The 25609-nt window shown below is 66.0% G+C and carries 23 protein-coding genes and 1 pseudogene; 13 read left to right on the top strand and 11 right to left on the bottom strand.

Annotation, left to right across the window (positions count from 1 at the left end; genetic code table 11):
- Positions 1–19: 19 nt before the first annotated feature.
- A complete protein-coding gene (locus TX88_RS17525) occupies positions 20–1489 on the bottom strand; it encodes an MFS transporter (RefSeq protein ID WP_110917964.1) in 1470 nt (489 codons plus the stop codon).
- 94 nt (positions 1490–1583) lie between these two features.
- Between TX88_RS17525 and TX88_RS17530 the strand changes: the two genes are divergently transcribed.
- Positions 1584–2972, top strand: coding sequence for a purine-cytosine permease family protein (locus TX88_RS17530; protein ID WP_044518531.1), 1389 nt, complete (start codon positions 1584–1586; stop codon positions 2970–2972).
- A gap of 3 nt (positions 2973–2975) precedes the next feature.
- On the opposite strand, the gene TX88_RS17535 is transcribed toward TX88_RS17530, so the two are convergent.
- Complete coding sequence (locus TX88_RS17535) at positions 2976–4040, bottom strand: isocitrate/isopropylmalate dehydrogenase family protein (RefSeq protein WP_044518532.1); 1065 nt, start codon at positions 4038–4040, stop codon at positions 2976–2978.
- A gap of 15 nt (positions 4041–4055) precedes the next feature.
- Positions 4056–4904 carry an alpha/beta fold hydrolase gene (locus TX88_RS17540; RefSeq protein ID WP_044519524.1) on the bottom strand — a complete coding sequence of 283 codons (849 nt, stop codon included), beginning with the start codon at positions 4902–4904 and terminating at the stop codon, positions 4056–4058.
- A gap of 161 nt (positions 4905–5065) precedes the next feature.
- Between TX88_RS17540 and TX88_RS17545 the strand changes: the two genes are divergently transcribed.
- Both TX88_RS17545 and TX88_RS17550 read left to right on the top strand, forming a co-directional pair.
- Positions 5066–5713, top strand: a complete 648-nt coding sequence (locus tag TX88_RS17545) for a LysM peptidoglycan-binding domain-containing protein (RefSeq protein WP_044518533.1) — start codon at positions 5066–5068, stop codon at positions 5711–5713.
- A gap of 187 nt (positions 5714–5900) precedes the next feature.
- Positions 5901–6776, top strand: a complete 876-nt coding sequence (locus tag TX88_RS17550) for an ESX-1 system-associated protein (protein WP_162563155.1) — start codon at positions 5901–5903, stop codon at positions 6774–6776.
- Positions 6777–6840: 64 nt separating this feature from the next.
- On the opposite strand, the gene TX88_RS17555 is transcribed toward TX88_RS17550, so the two are convergent.
- From TX88_RS17555 to TX88_RS17570, 4 genes are all read right to left on the bottom strand, one after another.
- Positions 6841–7149, bottom strand: a complete 309-nt coding sequence (locus TX88_RS17555) for a hypothetical protein (protein WP_044518535.1) — start codon at positions 7147–7149, stop codon at positions 6841–6843.
- A 370-nt stretch (positions 7150–7519) separates the two neighbouring features.
- Complete coding sequence (locus TX88_RS17560) at positions 7520–8041, bottom strand: nuclear transport factor 2-like protein (protein ID WP_044518536.1); 522 nt, start codon at positions 8039–8041, stop codon at positions 7520–7522.
- A 227-nt stretch (positions 8042–8268) separates the two neighbouring features.
- Positions 8269–9114, bottom strand: a complete 846-nt coding sequence (locus TX88_RS17565) for an alpha/beta fold hydrolase (RefSeq protein WP_044518537.1) — start codon at positions 9112–9114, stop codon at positions 8269–8271.
- A 162-nt stretch (positions 9115–9276) separates the two neighbouring features.
- Positions 9277–10617 (bottom strand): MFS transporter, encoded by a 1341-nt coding sequence (locus tag TX88_RS17570; RefSeq protein ID WP_049925034.1) that lies wholly within the window; start codon positions 10615–10617, stop codon positions 9277–9279.
- Positions 10618–10717: 100 nt separating this feature from the next.
- On the opposite strand from TX88_RS17570, the gene TX88_RS17575 reads away from it, so the two are divergent.
- The 5 genes and pseudogenes from TX88_RS17575 to TX88_RS17595 all read left to right on the top strand — a co-directional run bounded on the left by TX88_RS17575 (position 10718) and on the right by TX88_RS17595 (position 15886).
- Complete coding sequence (locus TX88_RS17575) at positions 10718–11257, top strand: CGNR zinc finger domain-containing protein (protein WP_044518539.1); 540 nt, start codon at positions 10718–10720, stop codon at positions 11255–11257.
- A 152-nt stretch (positions 11258–11409) separates the two neighbouring features.
- A complete protein-coding gene (locus TX88_RS17580; protein ID WP_209446997.1) occupies positions 11410–12225 on the top strand; it encodes an SAM-dependent methyltransferase in 816 nt (271 codons plus the stop codon).
- A gap of 159 nt (positions 12226–12384) precedes the next feature.
- On the top strand, positions 12385–13749 hold the full coding sequence (locus tag TX88_RS17585) for an MprF family protein (RefSeq protein WP_244438444.1): 1365 nt from the start codon (positions 12385–12387) through the stop codon (positions 13747–13749).
- A gap of 43 nt (positions 13750–13792) precedes the next feature.
- On the top strand, positions 13793–14587 hold the full coding sequence (locus TX88_RS17590) for a rhomboid-like protein (protein WP_044519526.1): 795 nt from the start codon (positions 13793–13795) through the stop codon (positions 14585–14587).
- Positions 14584–15886: pseudogene (locus tag TX88_RS17595) on the top strand (TrpB-like pyridoxal phosphate-dependent enzyme). Before TX88_RS17590 ends, TX88_RS17595 begins: the two are co-directional and overlap by 4 nt.
- Positions 15887–15894: 8 nt before the next feature.
- Here the strand turns inward: TX88_RS17595 and TX88_RS17600 are convergent.
- Positions 15895–16296 (bottom strand): hypothetical protein, encoded by a 402-nt coding sequence (locus TX88_RS17600; protein ID WP_044519527.1) that lies wholly within the window; start codon positions 16294–16296, stop codon positions 15895–15897.
- A 271-nt stretch (positions 16297–16567) separates the two neighbouring features.
- Here TX88_RS17600 and mgtA point away from each other — a divergent pair, with 271 nt between their 5' ends.
- On the top strand, positions 16568–19126 hold the full coding sequence (mgtA, locus tag TX88_RS17605; RefSeq protein WP_084622020.1) for a magnesium-translocating P-type ATPase: 2559 nt from the start codon (positions 16568–16570) through the stop codon (positions 19124–19126).
- A gap of 31 nt (positions 19127–19157) precedes the next feature.
- Here mgtA and TX88_RS17610 read toward each other — a convergent pair whose 3' ends face one another.
- Complete coding sequence (locus TX88_RS17610) at positions 19158–20090, bottom strand: L,D-transpeptidase (protein WP_409365867.1); 933 nt, start codon at positions 20088–20090, stop codon at positions 19158–19160.
- Positions 20091–20441: 351 nt separating this feature from the next.
- On the opposite strand from TX88_RS17610, the gene TX88_RS17615 reads away from it, so the two are divergent.
- The 3 genes from TX88_RS17615 (at position 20442) to TX88_RS17625 (ending at position 23423) form a co-directional block, all read left to right on the top strand.
- Positions 20442–21977 carry a multicopper oxidase family protein gene (locus TX88_RS17615; protein ID WP_044518542.1) on the top strand — a complete coding sequence of 512 codons (1536 nt, stop codon included), beginning with the start codon at positions 20442–20444 and terminating at the stop codon, positions 21975–21977.
- Between the two features lie 121 nt (positions 21978–22098).
- A complete protein-coding gene (locus tag TX88_RS17620; protein ID WP_044518543.1) occupies positions 22099–22488 on the top strand; it encodes a BlaI/MecI/CopY family transcriptional regulator in 390 nt (129 codons plus the stop codon).
- Positions 22485–23423 carry a M56 family metallopeptidase gene (locus tag TX88_RS17625; protein WP_044518544.1) on the top strand — a complete coding sequence of 313 codons (939 nt, stop codon included), beginning with the start codon at positions 22485–22487 and terminating at the stop codon, positions 23421–23423. The genes TX88_RS17620 and TX88_RS17625 overlap by 4 nt, the downstream gene beginning before the upstream one ends.
- Before the next feature lie 2 nt (positions 23424–23425).
- Here TX88_RS17625 and TX88_RS17630 read toward each other — a convergent pair whose 3' ends face one another.
- The gene (locus TX88_RS17630) at positions 23426–23749 is read right to left on the bottom strand and encodes a hypothetical protein (RefSeq protein WP_244438445.1); all 324 of its coding nucleotides are present in this window, start codon (positions 23747–23749) and stop codon (positions 23426–23428) included.
- Between the two features lie 117 nt (positions 23750–23866).
- Positions 23867–24511 (bottom strand): NlpC/P60 family peptidoglycan endopeptidase RipB, encoded by a 645-nt coding sequence (gene ripB, locus TX88_RS17635; RefSeq protein ID WP_244438526.1) that lies wholly within the window; start codon positions 24509–24511, stop codon positions 23867–23869.
- A 406-nt stretch (positions 24512–24917) separates the two neighbouring features.
- Between ripB and TX88_RS17640 the strand changes: the two genes are divergently transcribed.
- Complete coding sequence (locus TX88_RS17640; RefSeq protein ID WP_162563156.1) at positions 24918–25514, top strand: hypothetical protein; 597 nt, start codon at positions 24918–24920, stop codon at positions 25512–25514.
- Positions 25515–25609 lie beyond the last annotated feature (95 nt).

The raw sequence follows: 25609 nt of genomic DNA on the forward strand, positions 1-25609 counted from the left end.
AATCCGGCGACTGGAGAAATCAGCCCCACTCGTGGTTCATGGCCCGGGACTCGGACATGGTGCGCACGGACTCGCCGTGGCGGTCGGGTGCTCGGGACACCGCGATGAGAGCCATCGCGAGGGCGGCGGTGACCGCTCCGGCGACGAAGATCGTCACGAAGCTGCCCTCCGATGGGACCATGCGATGCCCCAGCAACACCGCCACGACAGCGGCCGCCACGGAGCTGCCGATCGTCCGTGCGATCGCGTTCATGCTCGTGGCGATGCCCGTCTCGCTGGCGTCCACCTCGCTGACGACCAATGCGGGCAGGGCGCCGTAGCCCAGGCTGATGTAGGCGTTGGCCAAGACGCCGGCCACGACGACCTGCCAGGGACGGCCATGGGCGACGGCGAGCATGACGAATCCGGCGATGCCGGCGACGGCGGCCACCACCAGCACCCGGCGGGCGCCGTATCGGTCGATGTACCGGCCGCTGACGAGCGCCACCAGAAAACCGGTCAGCGCTCCGGGCAGCAGGAAGTAGACGCTGGCTTGGAGCACGGTGGCCCCGAACCCGTAGCCGGCGACCTGCCGTGACATCTGCACGAACTGGGTGAGGCCGAGGAAGGCGAAGTACAGCCCCATTCCGACCAGGATCGTGGCCAGATTGGTCAGCAGGATGGGACGCCGGGCCAGCATCGTGGTCGAGACCAGGGGATCGGCGACTCGTCGTTCCCACCACCACCAGCTGATCAGCACGCCGATACCGCCGGCCAGAAAGCCGATCGTCCCCGGGTGGGTCCAGCCCCACGAGTTGCCCTGGGTGATGGCCAGCAGCACCGACGAGAGCCCGATCGCCAGGCCCGCAGCGCCCAGCCAGTCGATCGCACCGCCGGCGGCGGGCTTGCGGTTGGGTACGACCACGACTGCCACCACGATGACGACGGCGGTGAACGCGGTGGTGAGCCAGAAGACCCGGTGATACCCGGCGTCGCCCGACATCAGGAGGCCGGTGACGACGAGGCCGACGCCGCCGCCGAAGCCCAGCGTCCCGGACAACACCGACATCGCGCCGACCAGGCGATCCTCGGCGAGTTCTTCGCGCAGGATCGCGATGCTGATCGGATAGAGCGCGTACGAGGCGCCCTGCAGGATGCGTGCCGCCACCAGCAGCGGTACCGACGCCGTCACCGCGGCCAGCACCGAACCCGCCAGCACGACCACCAGCACGCCGAGCAGGACCCGCTTCTTGCTGTAGAGGTCGGCCAGCCGGCCGATCAGCGGGGTCGACGCGGCGGCCGCCAGCAGGTTGGCGGTCACAGCCCAGCTGACCGCCACCGACGAGGTGTCGAGCTGCCGGGCGATGATGCCAAGGATGGGGACCACTGCGGTCTGCAGGATGGCGACGGTGAGGGCCACCAGACTCAGGCCGACGATCAGGACACCGGGCCGACGGGGTGCTCCGGGCACCGCGGGGGAGGCGGACCGGTCGGTTTCGGTCCTGGCCACGTCCCGCTCCGATCCATAGCTAATCTTTGTGTTTCCCGATTATGGCCTTGATGCGGCACGCGCCCGCACACCGGGTGCGTGGTCGAATAGACGAATGGCTTTCGGCGTCAGTGCGCTCAACGCATCCACGTTCAGCGGGCGCCGCCCGACCGGCTCGGGTGATCTGACCGTGGAGACCCATGGGATCGCACCGCTGGCCGCCGACCAACGGTACGGACATCCCGCCCGGCTGTTCACGGTGTGGTTCGCACCGCAGGTGAACATGACCGGCGTCTTCACCGGGACATTGGCGATCACCCTCGGACTGGGCTTCTGGCTGGGACTGCTGGCCATGGTGATCGGCACCGTTGCGGGTTCGGCCGTGGTCGCCTATCTGTCGACGTGGGGTCCGCGCACCGGGGCGGGCCAACTTCCCAACGCGCGCATGGCATTCGGCGGTCTTGTCGTGGTGCCGGGCATCCTGCAGTGGGGATCGTCGATCGCCTGGGACGCCCTCGTCGGGTTGTTCGGCGGGGAGGCACTGGCGGCGCTGCTGGGCATCCCGTTCTGGAGCGCGGTGTTGATCGTGCTGGCGGTGCAGGGCGTCGTCGGGTTCTTCGGCTACGAGTTGATCCACCGCCTGCAGGCGGTGTTGACCGTCATCCTCTTCATCACGTTCGCGGTCTTCACGGTCAAGCTGGTCAGCGGCCATGACATCGTCGTGGCGCCGTCGGTGTCCGGTGCCGATCTGGCCGGAGCATTCGTTTTCGAGGTCACCATTGCCCTGAGCCTGACGATCTCGTGGGCCAGCTACGCCGCGGATTTCAGTCGGTATCTCCCCAGCGACTCGTCGCGGTGGCAGGTGTTCGGGTACTCGTTCGCCGGGATCGTGCTGGGCTACATCTTCGTTCAGGGCATCGGGATCGCGGCCGCGTCGGTCATCGGTGAACACACCGCCGACGGTGTTCACGCGGTCATGGGCGGGGGCCTGCTCGGCGGTCTGGCGTTGTTGGTGATCGCGCTCGCGGCGGTCGGGTCGGGGGTGATGAACGACTACAGCGGCTCCTTGGCATTGCAGACCATCGGTGTGCGGGTGCGGCGGCCGGTGTCGGCGATCATCGTGACGGCGCTGGCCTTCGGTTTGATCCTGTGGCTGCACGCCGCCGACACCGCGACCAGGTTCACCGACGTCCTGCTGTTGGTCAGCTACTGGATTCCGGCGTTTGTCGCTGTGGTCGTGGTGGACTGGACGATCCGTATCCGCGGCCGCAACACCATCGATCCGAGCACCGAACTCACCGGGCGCCGCGATGCGGTGGCGGCTCTGATCACCTTCCTGGTGGCCTACGCCGTCGCCGTGCCGTTCATGAACACCACCCTGATCCAGGGTGCGGTGGCCACCGCATGGCACGGTGCCGACATCGCCTACTTCGTCAATTTTGTTGCGGCGCTGGTGCTTTACGGAGGTTACCGACTGCTGACACGGCGGGCGGCCCGGCCATAGGCGTCAGGCCAGTGCGGCCAGTACGTGCTCGGTGAACGACGACGTGGACGCGCTGCCGCCGATGTCGGCGGTGCCGACACCGGCATCGAGGGTCCGCCGGACCGCGTCCTCGATGCGATCCGCGGCAATGCCGAGCGCCGGTGTGCCGTCCTCCCGACCGGCCAGCCATCGCAGCAGCATCGCGGTGGACAGGATCATCGCGACCGGATTGGCGATGTCGCGTCCGGCGATGTCGGGCGCAGACCCGTGGGCTGCCTGCGCCATCGCGTGAGTGTGCGACGCGTTGATCGAGGGCGCCATCCCGAGTGAGCCGCTCAACTGGCCGGCGAGGTCGGACAGGATGTCGCCGAACATGTTCTCGGCCACGATCACATCGAAGTCGCGCGGGTGGCTCACCAATCGAGCCGCCAAGGCGTCGATATGCTCACCACGGACTTGGACATCGGGGTAGCTCTGGGCAACCGCCTGGCACACGTCGCGGAACAGCCCGGTGGTCTTGGCCAGGACATTCGTCTTGTGGGCGACGGTGACCGACTTGCGCCGGACGGACGCCAACTGGAATGCCTGGTGGGCGATCCGCTCACAGGCGGTCCGGGTGAAAACCGCGACGGCCAGCGCGACATCGGGGGTCGGCATGAATTCGCCTGCGCCGTCGTACATGTTGCGATCGGCATAGAACCCTTCGGTGTTCTCCCTGACGATGACCACATCGAGATCGGGGCAGACGGCGTGGACGGCGGAACTCAGGGTGCGCGCGGGCCGGATGTTGGCGAACAAGTTGTAGCGCTTGCGGATTGCCCCACCGGGTGACAGTGTGCCCCGGAACTGCTCGGGGTATCCGGCGTTGTCGTGCGGTCCGAGAATCCACCCGGCCAGCCCGTCGAGCTCGGCCAGCGTCGGTTCCGGCAGGGGAGTTCCGAATTCACCGATCGCCTCGAGGCCGAACGGCAGTTCGCGCCAGTGCACGCCGACCGACGCACCGGCCAGGGCCCGTTCCGCGACCCTGGTGGCCGAGTCCACGATCTCCGGTCCGATACCGTCGCCGAGAAGCACTCCCAGAGTCAGCACACCGTCATCTTCCGCTCAAACAGGATGGGCCGCGAACCACTGCAACAACATTTCTGCGATCTCGGCCGGCTTTTCTTCCGGGAGCCAGTGCGAGACCCCGCGCAGCGTTTCGAAACGGTAGGGACCGCTCACGTAATTCGCGGTATCGCGCGCCGGCTTGGCGGTGATCGCGATGTCGCGGTCACTCCAGACATACAGCGTCGGCACTGTGATCTTGTCCGCGGCGCCCAGCCCCGACCGGCTCAGCGGCATGGCTCGGTACCAGTTCAGTGCGGCGGTCAGTGCCCCGGGTTGAGCCATCGCGCGAGCGTCACGTTCGGCGGCCTCGGGTGGCAGCCCGCTGTGGATCAGGGATTTTTCGATCGCCGCGCCGTTGCCGTCGCGCCCGAGCATCAACCGTTCTGACACCCACGGCAGTTGATTGACGTACATGTACCAGGAGGCCAGACCCTGTCGGCTGGTGAGCAGGGACCGCAGGAACGCCAGCGGGTGAGGCACCGACAGCGCCGACAACGACGCCAGTTTGTCCGGTGCGCGCGCGGCGACACTCCAGGCCACCGCGGCACCCCAGTCGTGGCCGACGAGATGGACCCGGTCGGCGCCGCTGGCATCGATCAGCGCAAGGGTGTCCTCCACCAGTTCCGTCGCGCGGTAATCGCGGCGACGAGTCGGCCGGGCGCCGGGCGAGTACCCGCGCTGATTGGGCGCAAGACACCGGAACCCCTGGGCGGTGAGCAGGGAGATGATCGGTTCCCAGCTGACATTCTGCTGGGGGAAACCATGAAGCAAGACGACCACCGGACCGTCGGCTGGACCGTCATCGATGACGTCGAATACGAATTCCCCGCGGCGGTACTGATCCATGTCCTGCATCATGCCAAGCGCTGCGGCGGTCGGGAATGAGGCATTGGTGTTGAGGCTCATCGCCGCCCGACTTCAGGTAGCCCGCTACGCGCGACTGCAGACGGAGCGGTACTCGACACTGAGCCGATATGGGCCGCACGCGACCAGAAAGGCAGTGGCAGATGAAGAATTACACCGTGGCACTCGGCGACACCCTGTTCGGGATCGCCCAGCGCGAATACGGCGACGGGGATCTCTACCCCGTCATCGCCGAGCAGAATCACCTCAGCAATCCGGGGCTGATCAACATCGGGCAGGAATTGTTGATCCCGTACGTCACCTACCGGCACCTGTTCACGACCGATGACAGCACCGCCGCCCGCAGGCAGCTCACCCAGTCGATCTACGGGACGCAGAGCCCCGACATCCAGTTGATCTGGGAGGTGGTGAACGGTGTGGCGCAGCGGGAGATCCGTCGCGGTAGTTGGTTGCTCCTGCCCGATCTCACCAACGTCGGACACCACACCGTCGTCGAGGGGGAGAGCTTCGTGCTGCTGGCGGACCGGTGGTACGGCGACGATCACCTTGCGATCGTCATCGCCAACGCCAACAACCTGGACCCGTCCACCGATCCGGACCCGGGTCAGGTTCTGATGGTTCCCGGGCTCAATCGTCGTCGGCATATCGCCGGGGACACCCTCGAGTCACTGTGCGTCGAGGAGTACGGCGATCACGATGTGTCGACCCGTGCGGCCGTTGCCGGCGCGGCCAACTACATCAGCCGCCCTCACCACCTCTTCTCCAATCAGGTGGTGTACTTCCCCTCGTGATCACCTCGGTGTGAACGAGAGTGGTTGTTTGCCAGTCGATCCCGTGTAGCCGACGGCGGCGGCGGCCGTGACCTTCCGGTGGCCAACTTGTGACAGCAACGTGGCGGCCGTGGAGCGCCTTCGCGGTTGCAGCGTATGCGCAGGATGCGGTACCAATCATGAGGTGCGCGCGGGAAGGACCATCTGAATGAGCTCGATTGGGACAGAAGACGTTCCAGGGCACTGGCTGACCGCGGCGGAAGTGGCCCGGGCGTCGCAGTTGCGAGAGGATCTCGTCGAGCGGTTCCTGCCGGCCGGGCAACCGCAAGGGGCGCTCTACGGACGCGATCTCGTGTCAGTTGCCCGATTCGTCAAGGTGCTCACCGATCTGGGAACACCGACCGCTGCTGTCGAAGTGGCTGTCGCCGAATTGCGGGCCCGCCCGGACGCGGCATTCAGCGTGGCCCTTCGCGGAGGTGGCGGTGCGGGTCGGTGGTCACTGAGTCCGAAGCTGACCGGCAACCGGACCCGGGTCTGGAAAACGGTGGGTGCGACCACTGCCGCCGCGTTGCTCGTCGGCGGCGTCGTGGCGGTCACGATGTCGCGACACGAGGATCAGCAGTCCACTGCGGGACCGGCCCCATCCGGTGTCAAACCCGTTCCCGCCGAAGTGGTTGCGTCGACCGTGACGGAGGAGCCGGGCGGCCGGGCCGCCCAGGCGTTTGCCGCACCCAAGCCGGATCCGGTGTGTTCGCAATGGCAACGGGCCGGCGCCGGGTACGACGGCAAGCAGCAGGCGTGGGTCAAGACCGATCACCGGGTCCCGGCGTCGCGCTGGTCGCCCAAGCAGCGGTCGGTGACGCTGGCCGTCATCCCGGTCATGCGCCAGGAAGCCGCCGAATTGCGCGCCTTGGCCGACAAGGCCACGGACCCGCTTCTGATCGGTCTGTTGCGGGCCCAGTCTCGGTACGTGGACAATTACGCCACCAAACTGCCGAAGTTCGAGCCGGCGGACCATGCGAACTGGACCGCGGCAGGCGCGATGGATGCTGCGGTGAAGGCGGCTTGCTCGACGCCACGTTGAGTGCCCGCCTTCCGGTATCTGGTGGGGCACTAGGGGATGAGTGCCCCACCAGAAATCGGTTCGGTTACATCGGAATCCAGCGATCGAGGAACCAGAAGCCCCAACCGTGGCCGTCGCCGGCCTGCATCGGGGTCACCCGCTGGCCATTCCACTCGAACGGTTGATGATCACGACGCGCCGCGTCGATCCCGCGACCGTGCCAGTCGTCGGGCCGGAAGCCACGGTCGTCGTGGCGGTCGCACTGCGGCGCACCCGGACGGTCGCAACCAGGGCCCGGGTCGGCGGCGGCGGTGCCAATACCCAGCCCCAGCAACCCGGCCGCGCCTAATCCTGCCGCCATCGCCGATATGCCCACGGATTTTTTGAAACGCATTGCTTTACTCCGTTTCTGATCAGTGCGACGACGGTGCCGCACGGAGAGCAAAGCTATTTCGGCGGGTTGTGTTTGCCCTGTGCTGACGATTGGCACGCGCTGTGCGGTCGGTAACAAGATGAAAACTGCTTGGACTCAGTGATATTGAGTGCCGGCAGCCGACGCTCAGATGCATCCCGGCATACCGTCGCGGCGATGCGCCGACGATGAGGACGAGACGGCGGATCTGTCGAGGTCAACCCGCCAATCGGTGCAGCGGCTGAGGATCTCGTCAAAGCCGACGCGGCCCTCGTTACGCGCCAAGGCATTTCCCAGGAATCAGCCGACGGTGCCAACGCCCATACCGGTCCCGCCTGCCGGGGACCCACGCTCACCAGGTCAGATTGTGCTTTTCGAAGTGGCGAGCCAACGCCTCCATGTACTCGTCGCCGTGAAATGGCCCGCGGGCGCCGATCGCCTTTTCCAGGAAAGGACCGTATTCCTCGTCGTTGACGTAGGTCGACCAGTGGGTGATCTGGCCGTCGTCGTTGGTGTCGATGAAGCTGATCGAGTAGAAGCCCATCGTCTCGCCCTCGGCTGTCGTGCCCTCCCAGCGGTAGCGCATGACAAGGCCGTTCTCGGCGGGCCAGAACTTGTGGTCGACGGGTTTCCAGTCGGGGAACACCACCGAATAAGCCTTGGCCTCGACGGTGGCCGCGACGTCGAACGAGGTGGCCACGTCCTTGAGCACGAGCTCCTGACCGGCCACGAAGTAGGGCGAGGTGTACACGGCGTCGTCGGTGAACTCCCACTCGTCGTATGACTCGCCTTCCTGCACCTTCCGCAGCACGTACTTGTCGCGGTAGCTCTCGGCCATGCGGCGGTGTTTGGCGATTCGGTCGACCAGATCCATTGCGGTCCTTATTCATTGGGGGAGCGGCAAGGCCAGGCCGGCGGCTCGTGTGGCCTGGCGCACACCACTAATATACAGACCTGTATCGCAGATTCAACGGTGAATCTTCATGGTTGGCGATAGGTGATGAACCCACATTTCGGCACGGGGGAACGCCTGGCCGACGGTGACTTGGATGCCGACAAGATGGCCGATGACATCGGCCGGCGGATTCAGCGCACTCGAAACTAGGCGCGGGTGAGGAACCCCAGCACGGTCTGCTCGAAGGCCTCCTTGGCTTCGATCATGGCCCAGTGTCCGCAGTTGGGGAACACATGCAGCTCGGCGTTCGGGATCGTCCGCATGGGGATCAGTGCCATGTCGAGCGGGCTGACCCGGTCATCGCGGCCCCAGGTCAGCAGCGTGGGGGCGGCAACCTTGTGCATCTGGGCCCAGGCCATCGGGGCATCCGACGACCGCATGGCGGCCATCATCCCGGCGAACGCCGCCTTGCCGTACATGCGCTTGGCGGCGGCCAGGGTCGTGGGGTCGGTCGCCAGCTCCCACCGCTGTTCGATGAGCTCGTCGGTGACCAGCGCCGGGTCGAAGACCATCGAGTTCAGCCAGTCGATCAGGCGCTGACGGGTCGGGTCTTCGGTGAACTCCTGCAGGAGCCGGATGCCCTCGCTGGGGCCCGGGCTGAACACGTTGGTTCCGATGCCGCCGATGGTGACGAGTTTGCCGATGCGGTCCGGCCGGCGGATGGCGAAGTTGATTCCCACCCCGCCGCCCATGGAGTTGCCGACGATGTGCACCCGGTCGATGTCGAGGGCATCGACGAAGGGGCCCACCACGCCCTGGGCGGTGACCATGGGATGGCCGCCGATGTCGTCGGTGACACCGAACCCCGGGAATTCCAGGACCAGGCACCGGAATTGCCGGGCGAAGGTGGGCAGGATCCCCCGGAAGTTGCGCCAGCCCGTCACTCCTGGCCCCGAGCCGTGTAGGAACAGCAGCGCCGGTCCGTCGCCGGTGTCGTAATACCGCAACACGCCGGCGGATGTCTCGATCTCCCTCAGTTCCAGCTCGGTCATGGCAACCAACCTACGGGTGCCGGCCCGCCGGTTCCCGGGCAGTCCCGCACCGTGGAACACGATCGGATGTTGCGTATGGCCTCAACTCCGTGACCGCGGGGAGAGCCCGCGGTCACGGAGGCGGGAATTCGCTCAGAACGTCGGTGCCAAGGCGTGGCTGACTTATCGTGCGACACAGGATCGTTCGCGGCGAAGCAATACGGTGCTGATCGCGCCGCCGCACAACGCAACCGTCCCACAGGCGAGGAGGGCGGCCACCACCGAGTACGTCGACGTTCCGTCGCCCACATGCGCTGCGTGGCTGATGGTTCCGCATAGTGCGATGCCGATGGTGAGGCCCAATTGGCGAGCGGCGTTGGCCGCCGCGGCGGCCACCCCGGCCCGTGCGGGCGGGACCGACGTCGCCGCAACGGCGGGCAGCACCGGGGACACGATCGCAGCACCGATGCCGGTCCCGATGAGCATCGCGATCAGTGAAGTCCAGTCTGGGCGCACCAGCAGTGCCGCACCGGGAAGACAGGCCAGTCCGGTGAGTAACGTTCCGCCACCGAGCACCCAACTGCGCGGCGCATGGTGCAGTCGAGCGCTCAAGGTCAGCGACACCGCAATGAACGCGGCAAGTTGCAGAGTCAGGACCAGGGCGGCTTGCAGGGGTTGCATGCCGCGGCTGGACTGCAACCACCACGACAGCGTCGGTAGTGCGGCGAAAGCCGCGAAGTAGTAAGCGAATCCGGCGATGAGGACGGCGACGAATCCACGTGTCGCGAACAGGTCCGGCGGCAGCAACGGATGGGCGGCGCGGCGTTGGACCGAGACGAAAAGGCAAACCGCGGCGAAGCTCACCGCAGCGGCCCCCAGGGTCCCGGGCGAGGTCCACCCGGACTCACCGGCGTTGATCACGGCATACGTGATCCCCGTCATCACGGTGGTGATGAGTGCTATTCCCGCAACGTCGAGTCGGGCGCGCACGGGACGCTCCCGCGACAGCGATTGCCTGCCGATGATCACGGCGACCACGCAGATGGGCAGCGCACCGAGAAACAACCAGCGCCACGAGATGAATTGGGTGACCGCTCCACCGGCGATCGTTCCCGTGGTGCTGCCGATCCCCGCAACCGCTCCCCAGACAGCGAACGCGATGCCACGCGTCCGGCCACGGTAGTGCTGGGTCAACAGGGGAACGACGGTCCCGAAGATCGCGGCACCGCTCGCCCCCTGGAGGATGCGCGCCGCCACCAGGAGGCTACCGCCCGAGACCGCCGCGCATCCCGCCGATGCCACCCCGAACACGATCAGGCCGGTCAAGTAGAGCTGCCGGTGTCCCCACCGATCTCCCAGGGTTCCCATGGCCATCACGAGCGCCGCCAGCGCAAGGGTGTACCCATCGATAATCCATTGGGCTGTTGCGAATCCGGCCCCCAGCCTGCTCGCGATGTTCCCGGCGCTGACCGTCACGACGGTGGTGAACGCGAGCAACAGGAAGGTCGCCAGACAGCAGGTCACCAAAGGGCGCCAATCCCTGTCTTGCTCGGCTGCAGGGTCGTGAACCGGTGCGGAACTGGGAGAGCTCAAGGACATGGTCCGACCCTGCTGTAATGGTCTTGTGCATGTAAACCATTACATCGAGCCGCTGCTGCGGAACGTGACCGACCTGGTCAATCGCCCCGCGTCCACACCGGCCGACCTGGAACAGCGCTGGACGGCTCGCGACATGCCCATCCACTGCCGCGTCACGCGTGCCGACGTACGAGAGGTGAGGGATTTCCTGGAACTCTGGACGGGCGTCGTCGACGCCGGCACCGAACAGAGTCGCGTCATGGTTCTCAACCAGTTACTGGCGCGCTTCGCCACCAGCCCGTCGATCACCAATCACGACGGCAGTGGCTGGCATCTGCACTACCGCGACGCTGACGCCGGCTTCGCCGCGACGCTGGCCGGCGCCACGAGTGCCGCGGCCGCCCACTTCCTCACCGAACGCGGGATGCACCGTATCCGGCGATGCGCCCGCGACGGATGCGCCCTGGCATTCGTCGACTTCACCCGACCGGGTACTCAGAAGTACTGCAGTCACGGTTGCGCGAATCGCGATGCCGTCCGGCGGCACCGTGCCGGGTCTGCCCGCAGTACCGCCGTGCGTCGTTGAAACGCCCTCGCAGACAAGGCGGCATCGCTTGACGGTCGGATGGCGGCCCACCTAGCCTCCAGACAAGACACATACATGTCCGACGCGACGTCAACATCTGCGGGGGAGTTGTGGGGGAATCGAGTTCTGCGGTGCCGGTCGACGGTGTCGCGATGACGGCGATCGGGGTGGCCGTCATCCGAGTGCGCGAGAGCCAACGTCCGGACGCGCTGTACCTGGATCCCTTGGCGCAGTCGTTCGTCGACGCTGCGCGCGACGGGTTTTCGGCCCAGCGTTGGGCGTCGCTGGAAGAGCTCGCCGGTCAGTTCTACGAGGGGCGCTCGGTGGCCGTCCGGCTGGTCGATGATCGTGTCCGCGATGCGGTGGATTCCGGTATCAAGCAGATCGTGATGCTCGGAGCGGGTTTGGACACCCGGGCCTTTCGGCTGGAATTACCCTCTGACGTCAGTGTTTTCGAGATCGACCTTCCTGAGTTGATCGCGTTCAAAGAGCCTGTACTTGCCAATCGAGCGGCCGCGCCGACCTGTCGCCGCCATGTGATAGCGGCCGACCTGCGTGAGGACTGGACGACGCCGCTGCGCGAGAGCGGGTTTCGCGCGGACTCGCCGACGCTGTGGGTCGACGAAGGGGCATTGGCCTATCTACCGCCCGGGCCGCGACGTGACGTCGTAGCCGATCTCACCCGGCTGTCGGCTCCGGGTAGCCGATTCGGTGTGAGTCGGTACTCGGTGGATGCGAACAGCGCGCCGTACACGGGCCTGGCCGGCCTGGTCGGTGGCAGAGCGTCAGGACAGGCGCCGCAGGAAACCGTTCGCGATGTACGGGAATGGCTCGGCAGCCTCGGCTGGGACACGGAGTTCCAGAGCTGGAACGAGGCCGTGACGCGGCTGAATCGCGCGGTTACGCAGGCTGATTCCGAGGTCGGTCACATCGCCGCCGTGCTCAGGCCGAGGGCGCACTCGGCCTGAACCGAGCTGGGTTTGCCCGTCAGCGACTGACCGGAGCACGCGTCGCGCCCGGTTCGTATATTGGGTAATAGAGCGAACGATCCGTGCGCTCCGGGCAACACAGGGAAGAACGCAGATGTGACTCCGTCACCGGCACCCGCATCACGCCCACGTTCCGGCGTGACGACGGATCCTGCCGGGACCGATTCGCCGCGCAGGCTGCCGCTGCGAATCCTGCTCGGCGTGGTGGTACTGACCCTCGCGGGGAGCGGGGCAGCACTGGTTCTTGATCACAACACGGGCCAGATCGGCCACGAGTCAGCGCTGATGGGGCTGGTCGCGGTGTCGTTGGCCGCGACGATTCTGCTGCACGGTCTGCTCCTCGGACGCCCGCTGACCGTGGCCCATGGTGCCACCGCCGCGGCGGCCCTGTTACTGGCGACGTTCGCGGTGGTGCTCGGCCACCCGGCAGACGCGTGGATCTGTCTCGTCCTCTCGGCCGCCATGCTGATCAGGCCGCGGGGGTCGACGGCGCAACCCGATGCGTTACGTGCGGTGGCATCTCTGGTCGACCGCACCCGGGGCGATCCGCTGGCGCCGTTCGCGATGGCCGCGGGCAAAAGTTACGTGTTCTCGGCCGACGGAACCGCCGCACTCGCCTTTCGGACAATGGCCGGGTTCGCGGTGGCCGGCGGTGATCCGATCGGAGACCCGACCCGTTACCCGGAGGTCGTCGCCGCCTTCGGCGGCCTCTGTCGAGCGCAGGGCTGGCGCATCCTGGTGCTGGGCGCGTCCGAACAGCGGGTGATGTTGTGGCGCGACCGTGCTGTGAGCGGCACCGCCCTGCGGGCCATCCCGATCGGACGTGACGTCGTGGTCGAGGTGACCGGGTTCGACCTGGCCGGTCGGTCCAAGCGCAACCTCCGGCAGGCGGCCCAGCGAACGCGCAACGCCGGCGTGACGACCGAGGTGGTCGCGGAGTCCGGTCTGGACGATGCGCTCCGGGCTGAACTCCTCGACGTGATGCGCGAGTCGGGAAAGGCAGTCCGTCGTGAGCGAGGGTTCTCGATGATGCTCGGCGGCACCTTGTCCGGCCGCTATCCCGGCGTGTGGCTGATCTACGCGCGGGACCGTGACGGACGGATTCAGGCATTTCAGCGTTACGTCGCCGCCGGTGGCGGGACCGAGATGAGCCTTGACCTGCCGTGGCGACGGCTGAGCGCACCGAATGGGATCGACGAACGGCTCACTGTGGACATGATCGGCTGGGCCCGATCGCACGGGGGCGAGCGCGTCTCGCTGGCCTTTGCACCGTTTCCCGATCTGTTCCGCAGTGATCGCCGTGGCGAGGTCCCTGTGGCCGCGCTGCGTACCGTCGCTCATGCCGGCGATCGGCTCATCAAACTGGAGTCGCTGTATCGATACGTCCGCAAGTTCGACGCGATGGCCGAGCAGCGGTACGTGCTGCTGCCGCTGGTCGACCTGCTTCCGGCGGCCGCGGTGTTGGTGACGCTCGAGCTTGCTCCACACCGCCCGGCGCCGTGATCAGCTGATTTCGCCGACGGCGACGTCGGTATCCTGGATCGGGATGTTGTCGCGAATTCTCTCCAGTCTGATCCGGGTCAGAGTCACCCTGGTCTACGCGGCGGCGCTGTTCGTGATCGCGTCCCTGCTGCTGATCCTGGGTCCCAGGGTGCAGGACAGTGTGGTCGGCCATCTGAGTACCAACCTGGAGAACCTGGGGCAGGGCCACGTGGGAACGCTCGTGGGCAGCGCGTTCGTCACCGCCGAGGGATATACGTACCTCCTGTTGCCGGGCCTGGTGTGCCTGCTGGCGTTGGCGGAGCTGCTGTGGTGCAGCAGGCGATTGATCCAAGCCTTCGCCCTGGGGCATGTCGGCGCCACCCTGATCGTGGCCGCGGCGTTGGCCACCGCGATCAAACTCGGCTGGCTGCCGATCTCTGTCGCGCACGCGAAAGACGTGGGGCTGAGCTACGGCGCGATCGCCGTCCTCGGCACGCTCACCGCGGCCATCCCGATGCGGTGGCGTCCGGCATGGATCGGCGGATGGGTGACGATTGCCCTGGTGGTGGCCGCCTCGGGGACCGATTTCACCGCCATCGGACACGCCATTGCGCTGATTCTCGGGATCCTGCTGTCGACCCGATTCACCACCGGCTCGGACTGGACGCCGGCCCGGCGGGTACTGCTGGGAATCGGTATCGGGTTCGGACTGCTGCTCCTCGTCGGAGTGTCCCTGCCTGCGGCGCCGATCGCGCTTCCCGCGGGTCTTGCGGTCGCCGGGATCGCGACTTGGGCTTGGTGGCGGTGGCTCGGAGCGCCGAAGGCCGGCGAACCCAGCCTGACTACAGTGTCGGCATGACGCTGCACGCCGACGCTGCCCATCCGGATCTGGTTTCCGTCGGGGTGCCGACGCACTGGTACAACCTGGCGGCCGAGCTGGACCAGCCGATCCCGCCCCATCTGCACCCGGGAACCAAGGAACCGGTCGGCCCCGACGACCTCGCGGCGCTCTTCCCGAGTGGATTGATCGCGCAGGAGGTATCCACCGAGCCCTACATCGAGATCCCGGAGGTCGTGCGCGACATCTACTCGATGTGGCGCCCGGCGCCGCTGATCCGGGCCCGCCGGTTCGAGCAGGCGCTCAACACCGGTGCCCACATCTACGTCAAGTACGAGGGTGTCAGCCCGGTCGGCAGCCACAAGACCAATTCCGCTGTGGCACAGGCCTATTACAACAGCATCGACGGGGTCCGGAAGCTGACCACCGAGACAGGTGCCGGGCAGTGGGGTAGTGCCCTGTCCTTCGCCGGGGCACAGTTCGGCCTCGAGGTCGAGGTATGGCAGGTCCGCGCGTCCTACGAGTCGAAGCCCTACCGCGGTCACCTGATTCGCACGTACGGCGGCACCGTGCACTCAAGCCCGTCGAATCTCACCGAGTCGGGACGCGCGATCCTCGCGGCCCACCCGGACACCACCGGCAGTCTCGGGATGGCGGTGAGTGAGGCGGTCGAGGTGGCCGCCGCCAAACGCGGACACCCGCTATGCGCTCGGCAGCGTGCTCAACCACGTCGTCCTCCATCAGAGCGTGATCGGTCTGGAGGCCGTCGCGCAGCTCGCCGCTGTCGAGCCGGATGGTGCCGACGTCGTCTTCGGCTGTGCCGGTGGTGGTTCCAACCTCGCCGGCCTCGCATTCCCGTTCCTGCGCGAGAAGATCCATGGACGATCGAACCCGAAGGTGATCGCCGCGGAGCCCGCTGCGTGTCCGTCGATCACGCAGGGGGAGTACCGCTACGACCACGGCGACGTCGCAGGCCTCACCCCGCTGCTCAAGATGCACACGCTCGGAATGGATTTCGTTCCGGATCCCATCCACGCCGGTGGCCTGCGTTACCACGGGATGGCCCCGGCGCTCAGTCATACCGTCGAACTGGGACTGGTCGAGGGCATTGCCGTCGGGCAGCACGATGCGTTCTCCGCGGGCGTCCTGTTCGCGCGAACCCAGGGCATCGTGCCCGCACCCGAGTCCACTCACGCCATCGCAGCCGCCGCCGCGCACGTGGCCGACGACCCGAGCGAGCAGGTGGTCGTGATCGGCCTCTCGGGTCACGGTCAACTCGATCTGCCGGCGTACGCGGAGTTCCTGGACGGGAACTTCTGAGCCCCGGCCTACGACCGGACGGCGATGAAGGACGCAACGAATCCGGCCTCGGCCTGACCGTTGGAGTGCGCCACGGTGCGGATCACCGATCCGGTGATCGCCGGCACCTGGTTGACTCCGTGCGGCCACCACGGGGTCAACCAGCCGACGTAGTCATAGACCCACGTTTCGCCCCCGATTTCCCCCACCCCTTGAAACCGGCAGGCGAACGGATTGCCATATGACGCCGCACCTTTGAGCTGGAGTTGCCAGCCGCTGCCGCCGAGGGTTCCGGCCAGCCGGCCCAAGCTCGGAGCGTGCAGCGTCAATGTGCCGGCGCCGAACCTCAGGTCGTTGAAGTCCACGTCGAGGTCGGGGTTGTCGACGAAGCTGCGGTAGCTCCAAGTGCCGGTGAACGATTCGGTATCCATGGCTGTCTCCTTCCGGGTGATCTGCCGGCGCGCGGCCGTCCAGAGTCGCTTGCCGGTCAACGTCGCACGACGTGCCCGGCAGACACACGAGTAGTCGGCTACGCGACCTGGCGGTGTGACCACTGACCTGCTGCGTTGCACTCAAGTCAAAGCCGTGCAGCAAACCGGCGAGGCGGATTAGGCTCGGCTCATCCACTGGTGACGAACTGTGGGGGGCAGCATCGATACGGTGACCGCGGGCCAGGCCGCATCAGCCCCGTTGTCGGAGCTGATGTCGACGCTGCGTACGCAATCTGAGGGGCTGTCGTCGGCGGAGGCATCCGCACGTCTGTCCCAGCACGGGCCGAACGTCATCCGCACGCATCGGGTCAGCGCCTGGGCAGTGCTCAGGCGGCAACTGAACAATGCTGTGCTGATCCTGCTGGCCGTGACCGCCGTGGCCTCAGCTTTCCTGGGCGACGCCACGCAGTCGATCATCATCGGAATCATCCTGGTCATCAGCATCGGGCTCGGGTTCATCAATGAGTACCGGGCAGAGCGGGCCACCGAGGCCCTGCATTCGCGGGTGCAGCACACCGCGGTCGCCCGCCGTGACGGGAAGGCCATCAAGGTTGATGTGACCGAGTTGGTGCCCGGTGACGTCATCCAACTCACGCTGGGCGAGGCGGTGCCCGCCGATGTCCGGCTGTTCGACGTCAACGGTCTGGAGTGCAACGAAGGCATTCTGACCGGTGAGTCGATGACCGCCGAGAAGTCGGCCGATGTGGTGGCGATGGACACCGCGCTGGCCGACGCGACCGATCTCGCCTTCATGGGCACCATCGTCAGCGCGGGCACCGGCATCGGTGTCGTGTACGCGACCGGCGCTGACGCCGAGTTCGGCAGGATCGCCGTCGGACTGAGCCAAGGCGCGCCGGAGACCGACTTCCAAGCGGGGCTGCGGAAGTTCTCCTATCTGCTGCTCTACGTGGCGTTGATCCTGACCGTGTTCATCCTGCTGGCCAACGTGATGCTGCGCCGGCCGGTCATCGACTCCGTACTGTTCGCGCTGGCCATCGCGGTCGGTATCACCCCGCAGCTGTTGCCGGCCGTGGTCAGCAGCAGCCTCGCCTCCGGGTCGCGGGAACTGGCCAAACGCAAGGTCCTGGTCAAGCGCTTGGTGAGCATCGAGGATCTGGGTGACATCGATGTCCTGATCACCGACAAGACCGGAACGCTGACCGACGGCCGCATCAGCTTCATCGATGCCGTTGACGCCACCGGTGCCCATTCCGACGATGTCCTGCGTGACGGGTTGCTGGCGACCGATGTGGACCCGGCGACCGGGGGAGCCAGCGGCAATGAGATGGACGCGGCACTGTGGCGGACCGACGGTGTGGATGCCGGGGCGTTGACTGCGGGCGTCCGCCAGATCGCGGTACTACCGTTCGACCACACGCGACGGTCCACCACGACGCTTGTCGACGACCCTGGGCGCGATCAGCGGACACTGATCACCAAGGGGGCACCCGAGCAGGTGCTGGCCAGGTGCGCCCAGGTGCCAGAATCGGCTCACGAAACGCTCGATCGACTGTTCGCCGAAGGCCGGCGGGTAGTCGCAGTCGCGGTCAAGCCCGCGTCCGGACTCGAGACCGTGACCCCAGCCGACGAATCCGACCTCCGCCTGGCCGGGTTTCTGTCCTTTGCCGACAACCCCAAGTCGGCAGCGCGTGAGTCGCTGGCCAAACTGGGCGAACTGGAAATCGACGTGAAAGTTGCCACCGGAGACAATCCGCGGGTGGCCGAAAAAGTCTGTACCGAACTCGGTTTGGTGTCGAAAGGCACGATCACCGGTGTCGAGATGGACAAACTCGATGACCCCGAATTCGATCGGATGGTCACCCAGACAACCATTTTCGCCCGCGTCAGCCCGGAGCAGAAGGCGCGGGTGATCGCTTCGGCACGCAAGCAGGGGCGTTCGGTCGGTTTCCTCGGTGACGGTGTGAACGACGCGCTGGCCCTCCACGCGGCCGATGTCGGCATCTCGGTGGACTCGGCGACCGACGTCGCCAAGGACGCCGCCGATGTCGTGCTCCTGGAGAAGGATCTGGGCGTTCTCGCCGACGGCGTGTCGGAAGGACGACGCATCTTCGCCAACACGATCAAGTACGTATTGATGGGTACATCAAGCAATTTCGGCAACATGTTCAGCGCCGCCGCGGCGTCCGCGGTGCTGCCGTTCCTCCCGATGCTGCCCGGGCAGATCCTGCTGAACAACCTGCTCTACGACAGCTCCCAGCTGGCCATCCCCACCGACCGCGCCGATCCGGAGCAACTGCACGCGCCGTCACACTGGAACATCGCGTTCATCAGGCGGTTCATGCTGACGTTCGGTCCGATCAGTTCGTTGTTCGACTTCCTGACCTTCGGATTGATGCTCGGCGTGCTGCACGCGGCGCCCGCCGAGTTTCGCACCGGGTGGTTCGTGGAGTCATTGGCCACCCAGACCCTGATCATCTTCGTGATCCGGACCCGGCGTATTCCGTTCTTCCGCAGCGTGCCGAGCGGTCCGCTGGTCGCGACCACCTTCGGTGCGATCGCGATCGGGATCGCGCTGACCTTGTCGCCCTTGGCGTCTCGCCTCGGTTTCGCACCGTTGCCGTGGCAGTTCTTTATCGCACTGGTGCTACTGACGGTGGGCTACCTGGTCTTGGTCGAGGTCACCAAGAAGGTGTTCTATGCCGATCCGATGCATCTGGCGGGTGCGCCGGTTCGAACCCGCGGGCGTCTTCATCGCATCGAACGCCGAGCCTCCAGGTTCGTGCACCATCCGAGTTCGGCCACCCGATGAGGGGCGGCCGCCCCGGGGGTCGGCAGCCGGATCAGATCTGCCAGTCTTGCGCACCATCCGGCTGGTTGTAGAGGCCGACGGAGTTCTTGACGACGACAGGGTCGCCCGCGCCGAAGTGGTCGAAGAACCATTGCGCGTTCGCAGGGCTGAGGTTGGGGCAGCCGTGGCTGACATTGCGCTTGCCCTGAGCGCCGACCGACCATGGCGCGCTGTGCGCGAAAATGCCCGTGTTGCTGAGGCGGACCGCGTTCTGGACCTTGAGCTTGTAGCCTTCGGCCGAGTTCACCGGAACCCCGTAGGTAGACGAGTCCATGATGATGTCGGCAAACTTCTCGAGCACGTAATACGTGCCGTTGGGGGTTTCATAGCCCGGCTTCCCCAGGGAGACGGGGAAGGTCTTCTCCAGCGCGCCGTTTCGGTGGATCTGCATCTGATGGGTGTTGTTGTCAATGGTCGCCACCAACGAATCGCCGACCTGGAAGCTGGACTTCGTGCCTGCGGCGTCGATGTTCACGACGGTGCCGGACGGCCAGAAATCGATTGGCCGCCAACGTACTTGACTGTCGCTCATCCAGTAGAACTTGCCGGGCACCGGAGGGTTGGAGGAGATGCGGATCGCGTCCTCGGCCATCTGACGGTCGGCGATCGGCCGCTGGAACGTGATGGAGATCGGCTTGGCGACACCGACCGTCGACCCGTTGGCAGGATTGAACGCGGGCGGTAGAAACGGCGGTTCGCCGCTGAACGGCACGGGGTTCTGCCCGGGCGGGGTGGCGACGTTCGCCGCCGCGCCGAACGGGTTGAGCCAGGGCATCGGCGCCGGGTCGAGTTGTGGTGCCGGTTCGACGGGCTGCGGCGGACCCGCGGGCTCTGCCAGCGCGGTGGTGGCGGCGACCGTTGACGCGGCGACCATGACGGTTGCCGCGATCGCGGGGATCCACAGGTGTCTGGTGCGGTGCTGCACTAGGCCTCCATCGACGGTGTGTCCTTGACGATCACGCCCGGTTGGGCGGATGCATGACGTTGCCCAGTCTACTAGTTACGTACGGGGATAGTAGATAGCGTGAGTGGGTGAGCGACTGCGTGCCGTCGGACTCTTTGTGACGAATCCGAATAGCACTGTGCGTAACTGTCATTGCTCTGACCTGCTGGATCTGACCGTACGTAGTTATCTCATACGTGGACACTGCATAGCTTGTTGTGCGTTCGATATGAGTTCCGGTTCCCGGACCACAGGTGAGATGGACGGGTTTCTTCAACGAACCTTCACAAAACTCATACCGATTCACTGAACTCCGTGCCCAGGGTGGAGGGCATGCCAGACATTGCCAACCTGCCACGACTCGGTCGCCGGGGATTCCTTGTGGCATCTGCTGCGCTGGGCGCCACAGCTGTCGCAGGGTGTCAGCGCGACACCAGCGCCCCGTCGACCGGTGCGGGTGCCCGCGATGCGATCGCCGCGGCCGAAGCCCGTCGCCCGCACAGCGGCAGGACGGTTTCGACCACCTTGACCGCCCAGCGCGCGCAGGTGGACCTCGGCGGCAGGATCGCCGACACGATCGCCTACAACGACATCGTCCCCGGGCCACTGCTGCGGGCATCGGTCGGTGATGAACTGGAGGTCACAGTCCGCAACAGGCTCGGCCATGCGACCTCGGTGCACTGGCACGGCCTTGCGCTACGGAACGACATGGACGGTGCATCGCCGGCGACCCGTGACATCGCCGACGGCCGCGACTTCACCTACCGGTTCTCGGTGCCCCACCCGGGAACGTACTGGGCCCATCCGCACACCGGGCTGGACGCGGACACCGGCCTGTACTTCCCGGTGATCGTGGACGACCCGAACGACCCGGGCCGCTACGACGCCGAATGGGTGGTGATGCTCGACGATTGGACCGATGGCGTCGGTCCGAGCCCTGCTCAGATCTATGACCGGCTGCGCATGCCGTCGGGCGACGGGCACGGCATGCCCGGGATGGGTGACATGCCGGGCATGCACGGCGACGGCGGGATGGGCTCGATGGGAGGCCGCGACAGTTCACCGCTGGGAAGCGACGGCGGTGACGTCGACTACCCGTTGTACGTGGTCAACGGCCGCGATGCCCAGAACCCCAGCAGCTTGCGGGTACGTCCTGGTCAGCGGGTGCGGATCCGGTTGATCAACGCCGGCTCCGACACCGCGTTCCGGGTCGCGCTGGCCGGGCACCGGATGACGGTCACCCATACCGATGGGTTCCCGGTGGTTCCCACAGACGTGGACGCGGTGCTGATCGGGATGGGTGAGCGCTATGACGTGGTGGTCACCGCGCGTGACGGGGTATTCCCGCTGGTCGCGGCTGCCGAGGGGAAGGACGCGTCGACGCGCGCGCTGTTGGTGACCGCGGGCGGCTCGCCTCCGGCGCCCGATTTCGTGCCACCGGAACTGCGGGGTCGACTCGGCACGGTCAGTTCGTTCACCGCACCGCCGGAGGCCACCTTCGACTCCACGCCTGCTGACACCGAGCTGCCGGTCGAACTGGGCGGCTCGATGGCGAGCTATGACTGGGCGATCAATGGCCGCACGTTCACGAAGGCTCAGCCGCTGACCGTGCGCGAAGGACAGCGCGTAGCAATGACTTTCCGGAACTCGTCGATGATGTGGCATCCGATGCATCTGCATGGGCACACTTTTCAGGTTCTGGGTGACGACGGCCGCCCGGGTGCCCGCAAGGACACGCTCATCGTGCTGCCGATGCAGCGACGGCGGGTGATATTCGCCGCTGACAATCCAGGAACATGGATGCTGCACTGCCACAACACATATCACCAGGAGGGCGGCATGATGACGACCGTCGCTTACGCCGGCTGACGGACGATGTAGCGGGGGAGTACTACGTACTAGCCTAAGTAGTAGATACCGAGCCCGCGTCGAGGCCCATCCTGAGCCCCAACGCGAGGTACGCTCACACCACCGATCGTGGAGGGGTGCAGTGCGCGTACGAGGATTCGGCGAACTCGAAGCCGACATCATGGATCGCATCTGGAATCGCGGAGATGCGGCCGTCACGGTCCGCGAGGTGTTCGACGAAATCGCCGAGGAACGCCGGATCGCTTACACCACAGTCATGTCGACGATGGACAACCTGCATACGAAGGGCTGGCTGGAACGCGACCGCGACGGGCGGGCCTATCGATACTGGCCGACGTTGAACCGCGAGCAGCACACCGCCCAGTTGATGCGCGAGGCGCTCGACGGTGGCGGTCGTTCCGATCTGGTGCTCAGCTACTTCCTCGAGCAGATGGACCCACAGGATTCCGACCGGTTGCGTGCCGCGCTGCGTACGCTGGCCCGGCGCTCCGGAAGGGCGAAGAAGCGGTGAATGTCGCCGCGGGGCTGCTGATCTACAGCGTGGTGATGGTGGCGCTGGCTCCGACACTGCTCAGCGCTCTCACCCGCGGTGGCTCGGCTCCCAGATTTGGCGTGGCGGCGTGGTTGACGTCCGTGGTCAGCGTCCTGGCGACCTGGATCGCCATTCCGATACTGGTCATCCTCGATGTGGCCCTCCACGGCGGGCAGCGGCAGTCCTTGTTGGCGTCGTGTGTGCAGTTCCTCTGTGACATCGCGTCTGGGCGTGCGGGCCTGGCAGCGCAGGCGACGATGATCGTCGTCGCAGCCGCGCTGGCCGTGGCGGTGGTCGCCGCCGGGATGAAAGCGGCACGGACCATCAGCCGGCTGCAGTCCCGCGCTCACAAGCACGCACAGGCGGTGAGGATGGTGGGACGTCCGACGGCCCAACGCGACGTCTTCATCGTCGACACCGACGAGCGCACCGCATACTGCGTCGCGGGGGCGCCACCCGCGATCGTGGTCACCACCGGTGCCATTGCCGCGCTCGGTGGCGATGAATTGCAGGCGGTCCTCGCGCACGAACGGGCGCACCTGGATGGGCATCACCTCAAGATCGTGACGTCTTTGCGCGGGCTGGCAATGGTTTTCCCCCGGGTGAGGCTCATGACCCGGGCGGCCACCGATGTCGGTCGGCTGCTGGAGATGTGTGCCGACGACGCCGCCGTGCGCCGCCATGGACAGCACTCGCTCCTCGCTGGTCTGATGGCCCTGGCCGGGGCCACGCCGGCCCAGGCGCTCGGTGCCGCCGATGTGGCATTGCTGAACCGTGCTGAGCGCCTTGCCCTTCCACCTGCGCCGTGGATGCGGGTCGGTGCGGGTGCCGGTTTGTTCGGCGCTACCACCGTGATCGCGCTGGCTCCGGTGGCGACCTTCGTGCTGGGGGTGTCGGGCCTGCTCTGCCGTTGAGGTCAGTGCTCCCGCTCGAATACAACGAGGGTGTCCGCCAGGTTGCCGTCGACGAAGTATGCCCGGCAGACGAACGGGTCGTGAATCGTGCTGCCGGATTCGGTCTGGGCGTCGACCGTTCCCGACACGTTCCATACGGTGATACGTGAGTGCTCGACGCCCTTGAGCGGTTCATCGGTGGTCAACGGGAACAAGTCCCGGCTGTCGGGCTCAAGGTCACCGAGCTTCGACTCCACGTCGGTGAGCTGTGCGGTCGCGGGCGTCACCAGCTTGCCGCGCACATCGGTCTCGCAACGATCCTGAGCCTCGCGCTCCGTCGTGTCCACGAGACCAAAGCCATGTGTTCTCACGGCGATCACAGCGACGACGCCCAAGATGAGTGCACACGCCAGTAGCCACAACGGGACACGTCGACCGGTCATGCTCACCTGGCGATTATCCCGTCAGTATTCAATTATCCGGGTGACATTGGGCGTCATCCCCGATTTGCGGACGGGCGAGATCTTGACCGGGACACCCGTCTGCTGGGCCTCGATCATTTGACCGTTGCCCAGGTAGAGCGCCTCGTGTTGTCCACCGCCGGGCCCCCAGAACAGGAGGTCGCCCCGCTTGGCCTGGGACGGCGGGAGTTGGCGTCCCGCGGTGTATTGATCGCCCGAATAGCGGGGGAGCAGCACGCCGACACCGGCGAACGCGTAACGGGTCAGTCCGGAACAGTCGAAGCCAACGGTGCCGGCGCCAGAATCCACCCCTCGACTGGGTCCGGTCAAGCTGCCACCTCCCCAGGAATACGGGACCCCGATTTGAGTGCCGGCCCGCCGGATGACGTACTCGACCGCCTGTCTGCCGTAAACGCGGTTGCCGCGGAGTACGGGAGCGGCGCCGCTGTCGTCGATCGGCACAAGACCCAAGCTGCCGAGGAACTTTCGCCCCATGTCAAAGGTTGTCTGTGCCGCAAAAGCGCTTGCCTGCAACGACGCATTGGCGACGGCCACCGGATCACCGGGCGCACCCGCGCTGAGCAGGTTGGGCAGAGTGGGATCCCACTGGCCGGCGTTGGGTTCGGCGTGGGCGATCGGCGCTCCCATCAATGCCAGCGAGGCTGCAGCCAAAACCCCTGTGCGCAAAAGTGTTCGACGTTCCCAGGAGATCTGATCCGAGCGCGGATTGGAAGGCATGGTCCCGCAGTTCCTTTCCGCCCTGGGTCAGCCGCGGCCGATCCGGTATCGGACCCCTCAATATCTACGTAGTAACTACGTACGTACGTACCCTACATCACAATAGTCACGTGAGTCCCAGTCGCAACATAATTCCAATTCTGTAATTCCTTGTAGAGGTTGCGGTTTGGTATCGGCCCAGCGGTACGCCGCGGCTCGGGGACCACGTGAACAGGCTCGATGACCGGGTGTCGCAGAACAGGTAGCGGATTACTCATGCCGGCTGTGCTGCCGGTCCATACGCTTGTGGACGTCGGGCAGCAGAAGGGATGCGGACATGATCGTTCTGACGGATACCGTTCAAACGTGGGGCCATTCGGCCACCGCCCACTACTCCCATGCCGCGCGCTCCGTCGTGACTCAATCGAACCTTGCGTTGCACATGGAGTTCAACGTGGATCTACCGCCCAAGCCGATATTTCGGAGCTACGGGTTCATTCGCACGGCTGTTGTCGGTGGATCGACCGTCACCGTGAACGGACCTTCCCTGGTCGCAGCCGGTGTGACGGAGTTGAACTTTGAACTCCTGACCGACAACGGCGCTTCGGTGTCGGTCGTCAATCAGTTCGATACAACTGGCACTTTCACCGGGCCGCCACAGGAAGCCATCAGTGTCCGACGAGTCTCGTTTCACCGTCCCGTGAATGGAACAACCGCATTCGCGCACACCGCCAAGGTCTACGCCGGCGGCCGTGACATCAGCGAGCAAGAAGCCGTCGAAACGGCGATCGCCAACCTGAAGTCGCGTGGTCTGGACCCGGCAGACCTGGTCATGAAGGTGACATCCGGCGCCGATCATGTATCCCGCTTGCAGCGCCTCGACCTCGAGACCAATGAACTCGTCGACGAGGTAACGGACCCGCGATTCGAATAGCCCTGCCGGCCACTCAGCAAGACGCGTTTCCAAGATGTGGCGCTCGAACTCAGACGGCTTCGACATCGGTGTGCTGTCGTCGGGTGAGTCCACTG

It is taken from the genome of Mycolicibacterium septicum DSM 44393, assembly GCF_000455325.1.
GTDB lineage: Bacteria > Actinomycetota > Actinomycetes > Mycobacteriales > Mycobacteriaceae > Mycobacterium > Mycobacterium septicum.

Bases quoted from the DNA above. Each gene is read 5' to 3' on its own strand.
- TX88_RS17600 (WP_044519527.1), bottom strand. From the start codon at position 16,296: ATGGATACCGAATCGTTCACCGGCACTTGGAGCTACCGCAGCTTCGTC.
- TX88_RS17555 (WP_044518535.1), bottom strand. From the start codon at position 7,149: ATGCGTTTCAAAAAATCCGTGGGCATATCGGCGATGGCGGCAGGATTA.
- TX88_RS17580 (WP_209446997.1), top strand. From the start codon at position 11,410: ATGACGGCGATCGGGGTGGCCGTCATCCGAGTGCGCGAGAGCCAACGT.
- TX88_RS17615 (WP_044518542.1), top strand. From the start codon at position 20,442: ATGCCAGACATTGCCAACCTGCCACGACTCGGTCGCCGGGGATTCCTT.
- mgtA (WP_084622020.1), top strand. From the start codon at position 16,568: ATGTCGACGCTGCGTACGCAATCTGAGGGGCTGTCGTCGGCGGAGGCA.
- TX88_RS17550 (WP_162563155.1), top strand. From the start codon at position 5,901: ATGAGCTCGATTGGGACAGAAGACGTTCCAGGGCACTGGCTGACCGCG.
- TX88_RS17545 (WP_044518533.1), top strand. From the start codon at position 5,066: ATGAAGAATTACACCGTGGCACTCGGCGACACCCTGTTCGGGATCGCC.
- ripB (WP_244438526.1), bottom strand. From the start codon at position 24,511: ATGGGAGCGCCGATCGCCCACGCCGAACCCAACGCCGGCCAGTGGGAT.
- TX88_RS17530 (WP_044518531.1), top strand. From the start codon at position 1,584: ATGGCTTTCGGCGTCAGTGCGCTCAACGCATCCACGTTCAGCGGGCGC.
- TX88_RS17590 (WP_044519526.1), top strand. From the start codon at position 13,793: ATGTTGTCGCGAATTCTCTCCAGTCTGATCCGGGTCAGAGTCACCCTG.
- TX88_RS17560 (WP_044518536.1), bottom strand. From the start codon at position 8,041: ATGGATCTGGTCGACCGAATCGCCAAACACCGCCGCATGGCCGAGAGC.
- TX88_RS17640 (WP_162563156.1), top strand. From the start codon at position 24,918: ATGATCGTTCTGACGGATACCGTTCAAACGTGGGGCCATTCGGCCACC.
- TX88_RS17565 (WP_044518537.1), bottom strand. From the start codon at position 9,114: ATGACCGAGCTGGAACTGAGGGAGATCGAGACATCCGCCGGCGTGTTG.
- TX88_RS17540 (WP_044519524.1), bottom strand. From the start codon at position 4,904: ATGGATCAGTACCGCCGCGGGGAATTCGTATTCGACGTCATCGATGAC.